Here is an 18,875-nt window from a genome sequence, read left to right as displayed (position 1 = left end):
AAACTTGCGTGTAGTGGGAAACAATGGAGTACTACGCTCGTAAGTATCGAGTATTGATGAAATCAACTGCAACCCACAGTCCCCGACAGGTGAGTGTGCGACAATGATTGATTGACTCACCAACAACAGACAACTGGTGCTTCCTGATTTAGGATAATTCCCAGAGTAGCTCCCTTGATTTAGCTTTTATGCAATTAAAAGATTCTGTACGCCGAACAAAAATTGTTGCTACGATTGGACCTGCCACCAGCAGCCCAGAAATGCTCAAAGCTATTATTGAAGCTGGTGCGACAACGTTGCGGCTAAACTTCTCTCACGGTACTCATGCTGACCATCAGCGTAATATTCGTCTCATTCGGCAAACCGCCTTTGAACTGAATCAACCGGTAGCTATCCTTCAAGACTTGCAAGGACCAAAAATTCGCCTGGGAAAGTTTGAAAACGGATCTATAGTCGTGATGAAGGGCGATCGCTTCACCTTAACCAATCGTCCGGTTGTTGGTACACAAGATATTAGCTGCGTCACGTACGATTATTTAGCAGACGAAGTCCCCGCAGGAGCAAGAATTCTCCTTGATGATGGGCGTGTAGAAATGGTAGTAGAGGAGATTAACCGCGAAAAAGGAGATTTGCACTGTCGCGTTACCGTAGGAGGAACGCTTTCAAATAATAAAGGGGTGAACTTTCCCGGAGTTTATCTATCTGTTAAAGCAATGACCGAAAAAGACCGAGAAGATCTCATGTTCGGTTTGGATCAGGGTGTGGACTGGATCGCACTTTCCTTTGTCCGCAATCCCCTAGACATGATAGAAATTAAAGAACTCATTTCCAGTACGGGTAAACAAGTACCAGTCATTGCCAAAATTGAGAAGCACGAAGCCATAGAACAAATGGAAGCTGTTCTGAGTTTGTGCGATGGCGTTATGGTGGCAAGAGGTGACTTGGGCGTAGAATTACCAGCAGAGGATGTTCCTGTACTACAAAAGCGGCTGATTGCAACCGCTAATCGCTTGGGAATTCCCATCATCACCGCCACCCAGATGTTAGACAGCATGGTTAACAACCCCCGTCCGACTCGTGCAGAAGTGTCCGATGTCGCAAATGCGATTTTAGACGGTACAGATGCGGTGATGCTCTCGAACGAAACAGCTGTAGGTAATTACCCAGTGGAAGCTGTAGCAACGATGGCACGAATTGCCGAACGTATGGAACAAGAGGTGTGGCTGAACACAAACGCCAGTCAGGCGAGAGACACCAAACATTCCATTCCTAATGCCATCAGCCAAGCTGTCGGTCAAATTGCAGAACAGCTAGGAGCCGCAGCAATTATGACTCTGACGCAATCAGGAGCAACAGCACGCAATGTCTCCAAGTTTCGTCCTAAAACACCGATTCTAGCAGTAACACCTCATGTGAATGTCGCTCGACAGTTACAACTTGTCTGGGGAGTCAAGCCGTTGTTGATGTTAGAACTGCCTTCCACAGGTCAGACATTCCAAGCAGCTATTAACGTCGCTCAAGAAAGAGAATTCTTATCTCAGGGCGATTTAGTTGTGATGACTGCTGGCACTCTCCAAGGGATTTCCGGCTCAACAGATTTAATTAAAGTAGAAGTTGTGACGGCGGTACTCGGTCAGGGAATTGGACTGGGACAAGGTTCTGTCAGTGGTCGCGCACGGGTCGTGTACACTGGTGTTGATGCTAGTAACTTTCATCACGGAGAAATTTTGGTTGCTTCTGGTACCAGTGCTGATTTTGTTGAGGCAATTCGCAAAGCTAGCGGTATTATTACTGAAGAAGAAAGTCTCACCAGTCACGCAGCAGTCATTGGTTTACGTCTAGGTGTGCCAGTTATCGTCGGTGTGAAGAAGGCAACTCAAGTGATTCGGGATGGTACAATTTTAACAATGGATATGCAACGCGGTTTGGTTTACTCGGGTGCGGTGGGACCATAAGGAATATCAAGTATCATTTGCACAGAAAGCAATCCTTCTGGATCGCAACTTTGCTAAGGGCGTCCTCCACTGCTGCATTAGTTTTCAAATAATCCCGCACCCACTCACAGCCATATTTCAGTAAATCGACATGGAGAATCTGTTGTAAATCCCACACAATCGCTGTCTGGTCATAGCTGCCAGATACCAAGGTTTTGCCATCCGGACTGAAACCAACAGATACCACACCTCCGTTGTGCCCACTGAGGGTTGCAAGCAAAGTGCCCTTTAGTGTCCAAATCTTGATCGTGTTGTCCAAAATGCCTGCGGCAATTGTTTGCCCATCCGGACTGAAGGCAACTTGCGTTAAGCCAATGCTTGCCCCTTCAAAAGCTTGAACGAGTTTACCGTTGCGATTCCACAGCACCAGTTGACCATCGCGTCCGGCAGAGACGATGTGTTGGCTATCGGGGCTGATAGCAAGCCCCCAAATGGCACTCTTGTGTCTTTTGAGGGTTTTGTTAAGCTGGAGGGCTTGGTGGTTAACATCTTTCCAAGTCCATAGCTTGACTGTACCGTCAGCGCTGGTGGAGGCCATGAACTGACCATCGGGACTAAAAACAAGATCCCAAATGCGCGCAGAATGTGCCTGGATTGTTTGACTCAGTTGAAAGTTAAAAGAAGCGTTACTTTTCCAGAGTTTGATGGTACGGTCGTCACCTCCCGACACTAGAAATTGCCCATTAGGGCTATACGCTAGTGCTAAGATTGCACCATTGTGACCGCGCAGAATCGCAGTTTTGTTATTCGCAAGGTTGAGGAGTTTTATATCGCTACTGGCACTTGCTAATGCAAGAGTCTGCCGATCTGGACTAAAGGCAGCATAATACAACTGACTCGTATCTAACACAACGGTCTTAACTAAAGATCCATCTGCTCGCCATAACTTAATTTCTTGCCCCGCAACACTAGCAAGGAGAGACTCATTGGATCGGGTGCCCGGAGCATAGACAACTCCCCAAACCACATCTTGATGACCGTACAGGGGATGTAAAAAAGGCGAGTCTTTCCAGAGCTTGACTGTACCGTCATAGCTGCCAGAGGCAATCATCTGACCATCAGAACTGAGTGCAATTGCTTGAACCGGCGAGCGATGCCCGAGTAAGGTTCTTCGCAGAGTGCCGTCTGGCCACCAAAGTTTCACGGTTTTATCAGCACTTGCTGAGGCAATAGTCTGCTCCTGAGGGCTAAACACTACTTGATAAACCTCTGCTGTGTGCCCCACAAAAGTTTTGAGTAACTTTCCTTCCCGGCTCCACAGCCTGACAAGCTTGTCAGCGCTGCCAGTGACCAGGGTTTGCCCATCGGGGCTGAAGGCTATCGCCCAAACTGCTGTCTTGCCTACTGGTATGGTTCGGATCAGGTTACCCTCTCGGCTCCAGAACTTAATGGTACCATCCACACTACAAGATGCCATAATCTCTCCATCGGGACTAAACGCTAATCTCCAAGCGGCTGCCTTATGTCCCTTTAGCGTTTTGATCAAGGTGCCATCTAACTTCCACAACTTTATTGTCTGATCCCCACTGGCAGATGCAATTATCTGTCCATCCGGGCTAAATGATACTTTCCAAACAGCAGCCGTGTGTCCTTTCATTGTTGCCAATGGGGTACCATCCACTGACCAAAGTCTCACCAAGCCATCTACCCCAGCCGTAGCAACCCGTTGGCTATCCGGGCTGAATTGAACACCATATATGGTACTATTGTGGCGTAAGATGTGAACTAGGGTTCCATCACGTTTCCAAAGCCGAACGGTTCGGTCCATACCACCGCTAGCAATCCACTTTCCATCCTTGCTCAGGTCAAGGGCTAAGGCTCCTCCCTGGTGCGCTACTATACTATTTACCTCATCTGCGCCATAGATTGCTTGTTCTAGCACCTTGTGCGTTTGCTGATCTAACACCGATTTCGTTGATGGATCGAGTAGCCAGAGCCGTTGAAATTTTGTGCGTGCTTGAATCGCTTGCACCAACGCATCAAGATGCTGGTTTGAGGCAAAGTTTGCGTTGGAGGCAACAGCTGTTACCCGAACTTCATTTAAAGTAGATTCACGGTAGGCAATAAGCGTCACTACTCCTAACACCGTAGAAACTATCAGAGCTAGACTCACTACTGCCAGTAATTGCCTCTGACGACGGGCACTTTTTCGCTCACTCGCTAATCGTGCTTCTGTTTCTCTCAACCGCTCAGCTTTCAGTCTTTGCTCAGTTTCCCCACGTTCCAGTTCCTGGCTGGCGGCTAAAAATCGATAATCCAAATCGCTGAGACTTTTGCGCCCACTCCAGTCTAAAACTTCTTGTAACGCTTGCCCCCGCAGCAGACGTGATTCATCTTGATATCCTGATATGACCCATGCATTGAATGCTTGAGAGTAAGGACGCAGATTGTCTAACTGTTTTAGTACCCATTCAGAATTGAAGACACTGCGGTAGATGGGATTTTTAATTTTGAGATAGCCGTTGTGTTTCTCAACTAATCCGGATAATAAAAGTTCTGTCTGTTCTCGACTATCATCGGTAGCTACGCCAGATGTTTGATTCTCTTCTGCTTGCAACACTTGCTGATATAAACCCAATAACCTTCCTGCGCGTTGTTCGTTGAAAAGGAGGCGATCGCGAATCGTGCGCAGGTGTTCAGGTTCGTCTTTTGCTTCCCAGTGTTGGATGATGTCCTGTAGCACTAATTCTTCTACCCAATATGCTGTAGTTTTTGGCGCTAAATCAATTGTGCGGTTTGGTGTCTTTAAGGCAGTATGGATAATTAACTGACAAAGTTTTTGAGTCAGAAATGGCTGTCCCCCACTCCAGTAAATTATTTCCTGCAGCACGTCTTCGCTTTGGCTGACGACTTCCTCTAACCCTTTGAGCAATGGTGTTGCTTCATGTAGTTGAAAGCCATACAATTCAATCGCTGTCCCAATGTTAAACGGTGTCCGCCGTTTGTCGGCAATCAGATCTGATGGACTGGCTACTCCAAACAGTGTAAATCCCAAGCGTTGGAATTTGGGGTCATGTGCCTGCTGATTATAGCAATGACGAATCCACGCAAAAAAGTCACTGACAGGAAAACTCAAACTCAAGAAACTGTCAATTTCATCAATAAAGATGAAAATCCGTTCGCTTTGAACATTTGGCAGCAAAACTCCTTCAACAAATTGGTCTAGTTTTTGCACTGGGGAAATACCCGCTTGCATATCCCACCATTGCTTAAAGTTGACGTGTTCTGCCAGATTTAAGTCGTAAAACAAGCCGACAATGATACCTTTGTACCATTGTTCCAGTGTGGTATTTTCGCTACCCAATCGGGTGACATCCAAGTAAGCACAGCGATGCCCTTCTTGTCTGAGACGATAACTTATGCGCTGTAATAAGGATGACTTGCCCATCTGGCGAGAATTTAAGACATAACAAAAATCACCAGCTTTCAGACTGGCATAAAGTTTTTCGTCTGCCTGACGCACGACATATGTGGGATCGTTACTGTGAAGGCTGCCACCAACTTGATATCTCATCTCAAAGTGCTATTAAAATTAGCTTTTTCAAAGTGAAGCGTAAGCACAAGCTGTATAAAAGGAGCCCAAAACTGAGTATTTTCGTGTGGTGTCTGCAACTATTATCTCACCATTTCTGAAATTTGCTCCTGTATTCTCTTAACTGTCTTAACTGTCTAATTGTAGGTTATTAAATTCTTTTTAACTGTCTACTTAACTGTCTTATCTGTCCTTGTGTTTCCACCATAAAAGCGAGAGTATGTATTGTCGGACAGCAATCTTTGGTAATTCTAAACATCTAAAGGCAGGCAACATTATCCCACAATCAAGGAGATTTGTAAGCGTGAAAATCTCCTTGATTCTTGAATTTTGTTAAACAATTGTCGTTGCCCCTCCCCAGAGGAAGGATTTTGCTTGGATTGGCGGCTCAATGTTAGGATCTTTAACGACGTTTGAAACCATGTGGTTCACCAAGGAAGAGTAATCATCCATTAGGATGCTCCCTGATAACTGATAATTGATAACTATTAATTGGTTAAATTCGAGTTGTCGCTGCCGCTAATTGTTTTTCAAAGTAAGCCCGGTAGAGTTCGCAACGCGGGAGAATGCGATCGCCCTCAAAGCGAATTAATCCCAAACTTTCAAGTTTATAAGCTTCAATAGGATTAACATAAATAGCTTGCTTTGCCGTTACTAGTTCAGCATAAGTCTTAGCCAACTCAGGATTTTCTTGTAGTTTTATCCAGTGTCGCCATAAATGATAACGGTAAATGCCACCGTTGGCTAGAGCTTCCTCTATCAGTTCTTCTAAAGTCATTTCCTGACAACGAATATAATACAGAGTAAGCTGAATCAGTGCCGGATGACCTCCCACAAGTGATATTAGTGAGCCAGATTCTTTTCCAGTACTCCAGTCTAGCCCATATTGCTTAGCTAAGTCTATTACCTGCGGGTGAGTAAATTCCACAAGACGAATAGGTAGTCCAATATTAAATGGAGAGCGGTTGATATCCAGGGTGACATACTCTTGTGTAGAGTAAACCACTACTAACCTCAACTTTTGCCAATTGGGATTTTGTCGTGCTTCCTCGCACCACGAACGCAACAAGGCAAAAAACTCGTCACAAATCTGAGGATGTTCAAAAAAGCGGTCAACTTCGTTAAATACCAAAACCACTGGACTTTGACTCTGGTTGAGCAAATAATTCTGGAAGTAAAAGCTGCTATTCAACTTACAACCAACTTCCTCATCCCATTTGTCATTGAGTTGGGGGTCAATGTCTAATTGTATTGCAACTCGCCAGCAAAGACAACGTAACAGCTTATTTAAATCAGTCAGACACTGGGAATCAATCTGGTTGCAATTCAGATTCACTGTGCGATACCCACGCTTGTGTGCAAAGGCTAATAACCGCAGTACGAGAGAACTTTTACCCATTTGTCTGGCGGCGCGAATCCGAATCACGCAGCCCGGTTGAGTGATTTCCTGATAAACTAGTTCCTCTATTGGGGGACGTTCGATATATAAAGGAGAATCCAGAGGTACCGGTCCATCCGGGTATGACCAAAGATTTTCAGGTTGGTCATCGTGTTCGTCAACAAATGAGTTTACAGATAAAGACTGGGACGAACTTACTTTTTTTGTATCTAAGCTCAGCGAGAGCGCTTGCGAAGTTTCAGTATTATCATGTTCATTGAGAATTATATAATCTGAGCGGCGTAATTCCAGGTTAAAAGTGCTAAAGCACAGTTTCAGAGTTTTTTGGTCTACACCTGTATCCAAAGACCACAATCGGCTCAGTGTTTTGGTAGAAACATTTGTGCGATCGCTCAGTTCGTCTAGAGTCAGGCGATCGCCGTGATTCTCCACCTTTTCTACAGCTATAATCGCTTCTTGTAGTCTCTTCAATCCTGTAGGAGTCAGGATAATTCCGCGTTTTCTATGAATCTTGAATTGCTTCATGTCAGTAATTCTCCCCCTTTTTTATATTTTCGGAGAATATTCTCATACCTATCCTGAACCTTAAGCAGAATCATAATATTAGGGGAAGACACACTGTATAGTTGTTATTTTTATGCTCTTATAGCAAAATTATCTCAAAATGAGGGTTAGAAATTATTTTCTGACCAAAATTCAAAAACAGGCTTATTAACTGGCTATTTTTTCTCTTGAGTATCTTCTCATTTTTTTACCAGTTATTTTAATGTTACTAAACTATTTTTTTATGTCACTTCTTATACATTAATTAATCTTTTATTAAGTAGCTATTAAACTCTTGATGAAGTGATTTCATAGGACTTTGTAAAAAATAGGCTCATAATCAGCCAAAACGTATGTCTGGTAAAGGTTTTCAATGGGCTGATGATTCGCTTGTCCTGCAAGTACTGAATTTAAGGCGTTTTTATCGATATCGATGTATTTAGGATTTACGCATTAACAAAAAGTTGACCAATGGATCTCAAACGTAGCCTGATAAAACTTCGACAGTAGCAAGTCCTGTTTTTTCCCAACTGAATTGACTAGCCCTGTTTATGCTTTGAGTCGAAAGATGTTGACGCAATGCTGAATCAGTTGCAATAGTTTGCATCGCTTGAGTCATTTCATCAACATTATAAGGATTGATGAGAAGAGCTGCCTCACCAACCACTTCTGGTAAAGATGAGAGATTGGAGGTGATCACGGGAGTGCCGCAAGCCATTGCTTCGAGAACTGGGAAACCAAAACCCTCCCAAAGACTGGGGAAGACGAGGGCGATCGCACTACTAATAATTTTGGGCAATTCGTTGTAAGGAACATAGTTAAGGAATTTCACTTTATCGGTGATTCCCAATTCCTGAACTTGCCTTTGCAACAAAGGAGTAAAGCGTTTATCTTGTGGTCCTGCTAACCACAATTCATAATCTCGATTGTGAGATGATACTGCAAAGGCGCTAATGAGTCTGTGCAGGTTCTTATAGGGATCGTGTCGCCCAATGTAGAGAAAATAGGGTGTTGTTGGTTGGCTATCTAGTCCGCTATGATCTAAATGAATTGGGCGAAAATGATTGGCGTCGTGTGCCAGGGGAATAGCAGTGATTTTGCTGGCGCTGATGTGATAGAAGTCGATGATATCTTTTGCTGTAGCGTGAGAGTTGCAGATGATATGTTTGGCTTGGGCAAGAACTTGAGGAATGTAGTACCGCGAGTATTGTGTTAGCGGTGACAAAAGTTTGGGAAAGCGCAACGGTATTAAGTCGTGAACCATCACGACAAAACGACAGTTGCTATAAAGTGGGGCTTCTGGAAGTGGAGAAAAGATAAGTTGGGATTTCAGCTTTTTATAGATTTTTGGCAGTTTAAATTGTGTCCACACAAGGCGATCAAAATGTCCTTTGGTTCCTTGTGCAGGAGTTAGATTATCTGGTATAGAATAACAGTTAAATTGCGGGTAATTTTGAGCAGTTAAGAGGGTGGGGTTAAGAGTTTTTAAAAAAGGAAAAAGATGTTTTGCATAGTTGCTTATACCTGTAGGTTGAGAAAAAACAATGGATAGGTTAAATAATATATTAGTCATTTATACTAAAATTAACCCGCTCATAAATCTGACGGTGTGAAATTTGACAATTAGCCGAAGTTAAAGTCAAAACTCCATCCTCAGCATCAGACTCACTAAATAGCCAGTTATTTTCTGGGGTTTTACTAAACTGCTCAAGATGGGCTTGATATTGATTAATAAGAATGTATTCTTGAAAATGAGGAATAGAACGATAGTATGTGAATTTATCACCCCGATCCCGGCTACTACTAGATTTAGAGAAAACTTCAAAGATAATGCAGGGATTAAGTATAGTGTCAGTACGTCCTTCCTCAAAAATAGGTTCACCTTTGATAATTAAGATATCTGGATACACATATTGGCGATAACGAGGAATCCACAAGCCTAGGTCATTAGCATAAATGTGGTAATTTTGCTCTTTGAGTGTCAGGCTAAGGGCAAGAGTCACTATTAAGTTAACAACGATTTGATTATGGTTAATCGAACCACCTGTCATGGGAACAATTTCTCCATCACGGTATTCGGTGCGGTAATTGGTGTTTTCCTCAAGTGCAAAATACTCCTCTATCGAGTAAAGACGGGGTGTAATCTGTACAACCATAACACGAGTCTGTGGGTTTTTGAATTTTACGCTATGACCTTAGCCTAGCATTAGAGAAAGAGCTTTAAGCAAGCGATTATCTAGCCCCTAAAAGGGGCGCTGCGCAAACGGTAGAGCTAGCCCCTAAGGGGGCGCTACGCAAACGCTTAACGCCTCCAATACATTAACACACCAGCAAATTTGCCAAAAGCTACTTGAGGTTTGACAAACATTAAAACCAGAGCATAAGAAATCAAGCGAAGCAACCTAATTTTGACAATCCATTCATTGGTATATCTATCTAAAGATAACAAATAACCATAAGTACTATTTTTAATTTTTCTAAAAACATATTTATTTGTAATTGAAGAGGGCTGATGTATGACACCAAACTGCTTAGTTACTGCTATCAAATGTCCCTGATTGGCATAACGTCGGCAAAAGTCAAAATCTTCATAGTAGAGAAAGTAAGCAGGATCAAACTGAGGACACTCATCAAAATTCCGAAGATTAACAATCAAGCTACAACCTGTAATCCAATCGCAAGCCACGTAATCTGTATCTGTATGAGTCAACAAATCTTGAGTGACAATTGCTCCTGTTGAGAGAATAAAGCTACCACCTGCAAACCAAACTTCACCTGTAGGAGTATGAACAATTGTTCCAAGCAGAGAAATATTGGGATGACTTTCAAAGAATAACGGAACTTTATCTATAATATTTTCTACAAAATAAGCATCTGGATTAATTATCCAGACAATTCCTTGAGAATCTTGGGTATAAACCCATTTCAGCCCTAAATTGCAACCACCACCAAAGCCGAGATTACCCTCAGCATTAAAGACAAGTACATATTGTTGATTTTTCAGATTATATATAGAGTAGTCATCGGGAGAGTTATTAACGATAACCACTTTATACTCATGACTGTCATAACTCGGGAGAGAACTAATCAGTTTAGTAATGAGATTAGTAGAATAATAATTAACGACTACAAAATAAATCACGTTAGCTTAATTGATAATTACCAACAATCAGATAATTGTTCTCTAATTATGAAACCATAAATAAAGACAGATACACGCAGATAAATGATCTGTACTCATCTGCGTGAGGGTGTGTGCATCTGCCGTTCTAAAGAACCCTAAACCAAATTTTTCCAAAAAATCTAATCTCCCTGCGGATAATCCTCCCATAATGTTGTGATCTCTCGCAAACTTTGATGATTACCATCGCCTAAAATCAGATGATCCAAAACAGGAATAGCTAAAAATTGCCCTCCCATTAACAACTGTCGTGTCAATTCAATATCTTCTTGACTCGGTTCCACATTTCCGGACGGATGATTATGTGCCACTATAACTCGTGTTGCTCCTTGGCGAATCACTTCACGGAAAATTTCCCGAGGAGGGGCTAAGGTTTCCGTAGCTGTACCAATGGTAATCACTTGCGTTCCAAGCAGGCGATTCTTCACATCTAACAATAACACCGCGAAACGCTCCTGATTTTGCCACATTAAATCTTGACTCAAAGCCGCCGCCGCAGCTGCGGGACTATCAATTAACGTGCGTTCTCCTGGACGGGATTGAAAGGCTCGTTTCCCTAGTTCAATCGCCGCCAAGACAGTCGTCGCTTTTGCTGGACCTACACCTGGAATTTGCATCAACTCAGCGGCGCTGACATCTCGCAAAACTGCTAAGGGGTCTCGCTGGTATTTGCTCAGTTGCTGTAAAATATATTGCCCTAGACCCACGGCAGAAAGTTTTCCGTGTCCTTGACCAGTACCTAGCAGAATTGCTATTAACTCGGCTGTGGCTAAAATTTTTGGACCATGAGTTAACAGCCGCTCACGCGGACGCTCAGTCACAGGTATATCGGCAATTCTCAGGCTATAAGTCATAGACTATATACAAGGGAAAAATCATCATATATAGACTTATTCCTAGTTATTCCCTGTAATTCTGAAAACATCTAAAGATTTGACAGAATATTTAATTTTATGGTTTTTTTTTGCAAAAACTACGAAATATTACTGAAAACTTTGTGTTGCTTTGAGCATATGATACGTTATTAAGAGTTGGGTGAGGGCAAGCGGGTAACTTTGGATTGTTTCTCCTGTTGTACCAGCGACTTTGCCCAGTTCTGGGTTTCCTTCGCGATCGCATATACTCTTAAGATGAGGCATATCACCACAAATAATATGTTCTAACTTATTGACCTGTTCCAAAGTGGCATGACCATCTACTTCCAGAACATCAACTGGTTTGCTCATATCCCGATCTAATCCCAAGCGGATTGCTGGCTCTAAATTACCATTGCCGTAGTTAATAATCTGGAGAAAATCTGGATGAGGAATTGTCGGACGCAGTACCAAACGTACATTTAGGTGTCCATTAATTTGCTCCACTTCGTCATTTGGAGGGTAAAAACTCACCACAATATCTGACCATTGCCGTTGTGGACGGATAAATTGGTCAGAATCTGGTTCACGTTTTCTAAGTTCTTCAAGCACTTGTTCTTCTGTGTACCCTCGTTTTTGCGTATCCCGCTTGACTTTCCACTGAGCACGCACAGATTCAGGGGGAGCAAGATAAACTTTCACATCATAGGAGTCACGAGCACCACGGGTAGAATAACCCAGTAATCCCTCGACAATCACAAATTTATTTGGCTTTATATAAACTGGTGGCTCAAAGCTACCAGTTTTGTGGCTGTATACAGGTTTGAGAATTGGCTGTCCTGTCCTAAGTTGCGACAGGTGTTGCTGCATAATATCGAGATAGTTGCAGTCAGGATGAAGAGCAGTGATACCAATTTCAGCACGTTGCTTACGGTCGTACTTATGATAATCATCTGTACAAATAACCGTAACATTCTCCGGTCCAAGAACCTGAGCAATCCCCCTAGTCAGTGTTGTTTTCCCAGCAGCACTATCGCCAACAATACCAAGAATTATAGGACGGCTCATGATTCCCCCTTATGGGATATACAGTAAAGTTTATTTTGAAATTGTATGTTATTTTACTATTTTTCTAAAAAAAATAGAAGAAAGCTTAATCAAGAAAGTGATGAATTTTTAACATAATTACTAAAAATGAAGATTTTTATCTTTAAGAAATCTCTGCATTGCTTTTTGTAAAAAAATACTTTTATAAGTATTATATGCTGTTTTCCTGCACACTTTACTTAGTCAAATCCTGGGAATAACGTCATGCACCCAGTTGCTAAGCTATATCGTAACAGTAGCAAATTATACTAACAATTATATTTATAGCAACGGACAGGACGTTTAGGACAATTATCAATATATAAATCGTGCTGTTGTGGCCCCCTACAATCAACTTGTTTTAACAGCCTTGGCGACTGCTATAATTATAAAAATTATGATGTCTAAAATTTTTGATAAATAGTTTTCAGGTGCGTTAGCTTAAGCTAACGCACCTGAGGGTAAGTACCTTATCGAAGATACATTTTCTACCTAGTTTGTTGCAGAATCACAAACTGCATCGGTTCAAGATCTATGTGTACAAATAAGGATGGATTACCCGGATCTGGGTGTTTTTCTACAGTAACGCTTCCCTCCTTACCGTAAAGAAACTTCATTGTGCCACCATTTTTTTGGATGGTACTGTCTACAATCACGAAATCACTGCGTCGTTCTTTGGTGGAGGTGTTGTAGACAATCAGAATCTCTTCACTATCCAAAATGCGAGAAAAAGCTAAGGTACAAGGTTGACCTTGAGGTAAGCCAAAATCACGTCCATTACCTGAGATTTCTCGGAAGTACATCCGACCAAAGCGCAGAGCTTCTATTGTTTTGAAGAGATTGGCGATTTTGCTGATTTCTTGGTATACTTTACCCTTTTGATTGAGATAGTTTTTCTGGGAATCCTTAAGGTCAAACATTGCCTCTCGGATAAACTCATCTCCATTACCTTTGCCAGAAAATCCTTGTTCCGTACCGTAATAAATGCAAGGTGTTCCTATCGCACACAGCAAATAGCCGATACCTGCAATCACTTGTTCATCTGGACTATCTGCAGCAAATCTGCGCTTTTCATTTTGTCCAATTTGGTCATGGTTATCAACGAATGTAACGAGGTAGCGACCCAATTCTCCACGACTTAAGGCATGACCCCTGAAAGCATCGTAGCGATTGATTAAATCTCCAGGAGCACCAAAACCTTTGATTGTACCAGGCAAAGTCCAGTAGAGAGGAAAATCTAAGACTGAGTTCAATCCAAAATAGATTGTTTTGCTATCAACTTGGGTAGGTGTGTTTGGACCTGTATAGCGATGGATAGCGTCATCCGCACCAACTAACTCGCCATACAAGAAAAACCAGCGTTTACCCAAGCGGTAAGCATATTCACGAATAGCTGAGCAAAAGCGGGAAATTGTTAACTCTCCCATATGTTTGACCGCATCCAAGCGAAAGCCGTCAATATCAGCCTCACGCATCCAGTAACAATGGGCTTTGATGAGAACATCCTGAAGCTTCAGTCCATCTACATCGTCATCGTTATTGAAGTCTTTGAGGGAGAAGAAATCGCCATGTTGAGTTTCTGGATAACCATCCCAATTGTTAATCTGACCTCGGCGATGATAGTAATTTTCGTTTCTTAGTTCTTTGGGAATTGGTCTGTCTTCTCGCCGCCATCCACCAAAAGGAAACTGCTGGTCATTGGAATAATTGTATGAGTCCTTATTTGGGTAAAACCAGTTGTCTCCGGAATGATTAGCGACGACATCAAGAAATACTCGCATTTCCCTATGATGGGCTGCGTCTACTAGGTCGATCAGGTCTTGTTTTGTACCGAAGCGCGGATCTATATCCAGATAATTTTGAATGGAGTAGCCGTGGTATTTGTCAGAGTTAGGATCTGGAGCGTCGTTATTTTCAAATATCGGACTTAGCCACAATGCAGTACAGCCTAAGTTTGCAATGTAATCCAAATTGTCGAGAATACCTTTGAGAGTACCGCCACAAAATTTCTTGAGTTGTTCTTGGGTACCGCTACCTGTGGATCTTTCAGATGTATTGATTGGTGTGCGCAAGCTGTTATCGTGAAAACGATCTACCATCAAGAAGTAAATGAACTCTTCTCGCCACTCGCGATCGCAGTTCCAATATTTCTTCCCTGGAATAGGGTTGAAGTCGATTTCAGCAATTGAAGTTGGGCTAGTCATGGAAAATACTCTTTTCTAGATACATCTTGCTTTACTACAGTAGTGAGAACTACTAAACAAAGCTTTTCTAGCTTTTATAGAGTTGCGAAAATTTAACTTATGCAGTTTCAGTTCTCCTTAGCAATTAGGAAAATATGTCAAATAAAACTTTAGGACTCGATGAAAATCTTTATGAGTACTTGCACTCAGTCTCATTGCGAGAGCCAGAAGTATTAGCACAATTGAGGCAAGAAACAGCACAGCATCCAATGAGCAGAATGCAGATTGCTCCAGAACAAGGACAATTTATGGCACTGCTGGTGCAGTTGATGGGAGCAAAGAAAACTTTAGATATAGGTGTTTTTACAGGTTATAGCTCTTTGGTAGTGGCGTTGGCATTGCCAGCTGAGGGTAAGGTTGTAGCTTGTGATGTCAGTGAGGAGTATACGGCGATCGCCCGGAGTTATTGGCACAAAGCAGGAGTGGCGGAAAAAATTGAACTACATATAGCCCCAGCACTGGAGAGTTTGGATCGTTTCATAACTGCTGGAGAAGCAGGCACGTTTGATTTTGCCTTTATTGATGCAGATAAAAACAACTACGATAACTACTACGAGCGAGCTCTACAACTTCTACGTCCAGGTGGGTTGATTGCGATTGATAATGTCTTACAGTCTGGACGAGTCGCAGACCCCCAAGAGCAAGATAAAATAACCAATAGTATACGCGCCTTTAATCAGAAACTGCATCATGATTCACGGATCGCGATAAGCATGGTGCCAATTGCAGATGGCTTAACATTGGCGCTGAAACTTCATTAATTGATAGACTGTCTGGACGGCAGCTGCGTCAAATTACGGTAATTCTAAGATCTTGATCACCAAAACCTCATCTCTGGTTTGCTACACTTGTATAAGCAAACATTTAGTTTGCTCCTCACACCACACTTTAGCTCTCTTGTTCGTTAATGACAAGAGAGTTTTTTCTTTACTGGCAAAAAGTTTAGTTATGCATTCGCTCTCCTGAAAAAGAATAGTTTCAGCCAAAGCATAATTAACGCTAACCCTTTCATCTCAATTAAGCCAAAACTAATCGCATTAAGTAAGTCGGCACAATAAAACCAAACTGTGTTAATAAAAGTAAACAAGGCTCAAACCTTTTCTCTCCCTGCTCCCTGCCTTATTTCAACGATAATTATTTACGCCGATCTACTTATACCAATTCTCCATGAAGATGATTTTAATTTAGCCCGCGCAGGCGGGCTACCCTCCGGGAAGCCGCCTCCGGCGTCTATGTTCGTATAGCCCCACACTTCTAGTGTGAGGGAATATTAAGCGCAAGTTTACAGAGAAATGGTATTACTTTGCCTTTACTGCCTACCTTATAGCTGACTGGGCATATTTTCAAACTCAACTTCCATTACCACCTGATTGGGGTAAGGCGGCACAAAATTTGAACAGTGCTTCACTTAAGTCTCATTTGTGGAGCATATCTTGACATTTTTGGTTACTTTATAGTGAAAGTCACACAATTATTATTTTATTTTTGTGCCAATAATTGATTCCTCTTTATCCATTATTAAAAATTTAGAACTATTAATTCTCATAACTTCATAACTTTCTGGCACAAACACAGAACCTAAAGTGGCTACTATATCTGCTATAGAAATTTTAAAAGCTAGTGGTATCCTTAAATTCAAATATGATTTTGGCATGCTTCTAACATTTAAATACAATTTTTTTTGACTCACGTACCATACCCCAGTAAATTTATTACCTGTTAGAAGTTCTTTAGGTTTCGAGAAAAGCAATGTTTGAATCTTGGTTTGTTCATAAGTCATATCATCTTTAAATTCAATAGTGACTTTTTCCGAAGACGTATTAAAACGCCATTTTCCCAAAAGTAAAATTTCTATTTCTACATCAGAATGCTTACTATTATTCATGTCTATCCTCAAATTAGTTTTGGTTTTACTTATCGGTATTATTAAGAAATGTGCGATTAACGGATAGGAACAGTTCTGTTACAAATTTTGACACGAGAAAAAAATAAATGCATCTGCCAAACTAACCAAGATCCGACTCGCCATGCTCCCATAGAAAGGTGTTCTACAGATGACTTTGGGGATAAATTTAAGGTATCTTGCTCATAGTGCAACCATTGCGCTGGTAGATGTCCTATGGGTGTTGTGGGGGATAATTCAAAAGTTAGTTGCTCATAATCTAACCAGTTTCCCTGTTTTCGCCAACCAAGGCGATCGCCGAGTCTCTTTTCTGTTTCATAGTCTACTTGACTACCCATTTCGCTCCAAATACTTTGCTGAACACTGAAGCCGAAATAACCATGACTGTATTCTTCCCACAGTTGATCAATAGTCTGGAGGTCTTTACAAGAAAAGTTATCAATATCTTCCTTATAAACTTCATTCCAATAACTCTTACCTATAATTTTTAGCATTAATTTAGTGGTTTCAATATCAGCTTCTTTCCACTGATGCTGGGCAAGAAGACTTTGTAGTTTAGTATAATCAATTTTATTTTGAACTTGTTTTGTTAAAGTAGTATCGTCATTAGTAGGTCTTGTCAATCCAATGTCTTGAACTGTAGGAAAAGGCGTCATAGGAAAAAAATTTATTTCTGCTATTCCTATCTCTTTTCTCCGTTCAGTAAGTTGATCGGAGATATAGTTAGAGATTGAATTAATGTCTTTGTTTAAAGAGAAAAAATTATCGGCTGAATCAAAATTCTGAATTTGCCAATCTAATAATTTACATTTAAGAAAAGCATCTTTTAATCTTTCTTTTTTTTCATAACTTGATACCATAAAGTCTAAAAACGTTTCAGAAATTGCGTCAGTTTCTTTTAAAATTAATAAATTAGACTGAGACTCTAAAATATTATTCGCCAATTTTTTTATTTCTCCAACAGTTGAGTAAAAATCTTCATCTACTTTTACTACTTCATCTATTAACGATTGAAAGGGATTAAAGTAATCTTGTAAATATTTTTCAAAATTGATTGCAGTCTCGGCTATTTCTACTATTTCTTTACGAACTTTCTGGGCTTTTCTTTGATATTCGTAAATTTCTTGATAAACTTCCAAATCTTTGGCTACTTGTTGGACAATTTGCTTTTGGTTTTTAGTATCTTCTGTCAGATTTTTCAGTCCTTCACTAAGCAATTTTATTTTTTCTAACATCAAAAAACAAGCATTACTCAATAGCAAAAGTGCTTGAAAATTCTCTTGCCTTTCCCATTTTAATTCATCGAGTATTTTTTGATTGTTATAATTTTTAATTTCTAGTTTTTTTCTTTCATCATCTAAACTTTCTATTTCAAGATATTTTTGTATAAACAATTGTTTAAAATCATCAGTTAGCGTCAGCAAAAAAGACTGATAACTGTTTTTGTAATTTTCTAAAAAATTAATAAGGTGAGTATAATCTTTTATCAAAAGTTGGGTTTCTTGAAAAACTCTATCCTGACTAATTTGTTCTTTCCGCTTAATTATCCCCCAAAGTAGATGATGCCGAGCGCCTTCTTTAATTAATCTTCGACGTTCTTTAATTTTTTTTTGAACATATTTTAAGCTGCTATTTTTTAAAACTGGTAATTTGTAGACTTTTTCATAAATCGTAATCTTTTTGTAAGTAACTAGTTGTCTTTGCTGTTTAGTAAGCATGACCTTGATTCTAAAAAAGGTTCTGTTGCAAAAATTTGAAGTTCATTTATAAGCTTGCCATTCAACATGATTATCACCAGTTTTACTTCTAACAGATTGCAAAGACTTTTTGCAACAGAACCTAAACTCTGACCCATTTCAACACCTTGGGGTCTTTGTTATAGCGGTAGGTAAAGCCATCCTTAGTTGTGATGGACTTGCCAAGGCTTGCTTTGCTTCTAATGGTGTTAATGGAAGTACCTGTTAATCTCTGCATTTCCTGATGAGAAAGCCCTGCGCTGATTTCTGATTGATTTAGGGATTGATTCTGTAATGAAACATCTATTGTAATTTGGGGGTTTTCAGGAGGATTTGTAACTTGGACTTCTGTAATTTGGGGGTTTTCAGGAGGATTTGTAACTTGGACTTCTGTAATTTGGGGG

Annotated in this window: 13 protein-coding genes and 1 pseudogene; 3 read left to right on the top strand and 11 right to left on the bottom strand. The window is 40.9% G+C overall.

Annotated elements, in window-relative coordinates; translation table 11 throughout:
• Nucleotides 1-188 precede the first annotated feature (188 nt).
• A complete protein-coding gene (pyk, locus tag AC5JM2_RS30205; protein ID WP_495838946.1) occupies nt 189-1,955 on the top strand; it encodes a pyruvate kinase in 1,767 nt (588 codons plus the stop codon).
• A gap of 13 nt (nt 1,956-1,968) precedes the next feature.
• On the opposite strand, the gene AC5JM2_RS30200 is transcribed toward pyk, so the two are convergent.
• The gene (locus AC5JM2_RS30200; RefSeq protein ID WP_495838944.1) at nt 1,969-5,508 is read right to left on the bottom strand and encodes an AAA-like domain-containing protein; all 3,540 of its coding nucleotides are present in this window, start codon (nt 5,506-5,508) and stop codon (nt 1,969-1,971) included.
• A 358-nt stretch (nt 5,509-5,866) separates the two neighbouring features.
• On the opposite strand from AC5JM2_RS30200, the gene AC5JM2_RS30195 reads away from it, so the two are divergent.
• The gene (locus tag AC5JM2_RS30195; protein WP_495839067.1) at nt 5,867-5,971 is read left to right on the top strand and encodes a hypothetical protein; all 105 of its coding nucleotides are present in this window, start codon (nt 5,867-5,869) and stop codon (nt 5,969-5,971) included.
• Nucleotides 5,972-6,022: 51 nt separating this feature from the next.
• Here the strand turns inward: AC5JM2_RS30195 and AC5JM2_RS30190 are convergent, their stop codons facing one another.
• The 7 genes from AC5JM2_RS30190 to AC5JM2_RS30160 all read right to left on the bottom strand — a co-directional run bounded on the left by AC5JM2_RS30190 (nt 6,023) and on the right by AC5JM2_RS30160 (nt 14,793).
• Nucleotides 6,023-7,450, bottom strand: a complete 1,428-nt coding sequence (locus AC5JM2_RS30190; RefSeq protein ID WP_495838942.1) for an AAA-like domain-containing protein — start codon at nt 7,448-7,450, stop codon at nt 6,023-6,025.
• A gap of 496 nt (nt 7,451-7,946) precedes the next feature.
• The gene (locus tag AC5JM2_RS30185) at nt 7,947-9,041 is read right to left on the bottom strand and encodes a glycosyltransferase family 4 protein (RefSeq protein WP_495838940.1); all 1,095 of its coding nucleotides are present in this window, start codon (nt 9,039-9,041) and stop codon (nt 7,947-7,949) included.
• Nucleotides 9,034-9,624 (bottom strand): Uma2 family endonuclease, encoded by a 591-nt coding sequence (locus AC5JM2_RS30180; RefSeq protein WP_495838938.1) that lies wholly within the window; start codon nt 9,622-9,624, stop codon nt 9,034-9,036. Before AC5JM2_RS30180 ends, AC5JM2_RS30185 begins: the two co-directional genes overlap by 8 nt.
• A 146-nt stretch (nt 9,625-9,770) precedes the next feature.
• Entirely contained in the window at nt 9,771-10,610 is an 840-nt protein-coding gene (locus AC5JM2_RS30175; protein ID WP_495838937.1) for a glycosyltransferase, read from the bottom strand.
• 161 nt (nt 10,611-10,771) lie between these two features.
• Nucleotides 10,772-11,503: a RadC family protein gene (radC, locus tag AC5JM2_RS30170; protein WP_495838935.1), complete on the bottom strand. Its 732-nt coding sequence runs from the start codon at nt 11,501-11,503 to the stop codon at nt 10,772-10,774.
• Nucleotides 11,504-11,632: 129 nt separating this feature from the next.
• Entirely contained in the window at nt 11,633-12,571 is a 939-nt protein-coding gene (locus AC5JM2_RS30165; protein WP_495838932.1) for a phosphoribulokinase, read from the bottom strand.
• 506 nt (nt 12,572-13,077) lie between these two features.
• Entirely contained in the window at nt 13,078-14,793 is a 1,716-nt protein-coding gene (locus AC5JM2_RS30160; protein ID WP_495838930.1) for an alpha-amylase family glycosyl hydrolase, read from the bottom strand.
• Between the two features lie 134 nt (nt 14,794-14,927).
• On the opposite strand from AC5JM2_RS30160, the gene AC5JM2_RS30155 reads away from it, so the two are divergent.
• The gene (locus AC5JM2_RS30155) at nt 14,928-15,593 is read left to right on the top strand and encodes a class I SAM-dependent methyltransferase (RefSeq protein ID WP_495838929.1); all 666 of its coding nucleotides are present in this window, start codon (nt 14,928-14,930) and stop codon (nt 15,591-15,593) included.
• Nucleotides 15,594-16,306: 713 nt separating this feature from the next.
• Here the strand turns inward: AC5JM2_RS30155 and AC5JM2_RS30150 are convergent.
• The 3 genes and pseudogenes from AC5JM2_RS30150 to AC5JM2_RS30140 all read right to left on the bottom strand — a co-directional run.
• Nucleotides 16,307-16,717: a hypothetical protein gene (locus AC5JM2_RS30150; RefSeq protein ID WP_495838927.1), complete on the bottom strand. Its 411-nt coding sequence runs from the start codon at nt 16,715-16,717 to the stop codon at nt 16,307-16,309.
• Nucleotides 16,718-16,773: 56 nt separating this feature from the next.
• On the bottom strand, nt 16,774-18,453 hold the full coding sequence (locus tag AC5JM2_RS30145) for a GUN4 domain-containing protein (RefSeq protein ID WP_495838925.1): 1,680 nt from the start codon (nt 18,451-18,453) through the stop codon (nt 16,774-16,776).
• Between the two features lie 121 nt (nt 18,454-18,574).
• Nucleotides 18,575-18,875 (bottom strand): annotated as a pseudogene (locus AC5JM2_RS30140) (ABC transporter ATP-binding protein/permease); the annotation flags it as partial.

Source organism: Brasilonema angustatum, from assembly GCF_059505445.1.
The sequence above is the reverse complement of the archived record's forward strand: the minus strand, read 5'-3'. Positions and strand labels throughout refer to the sequence as shown.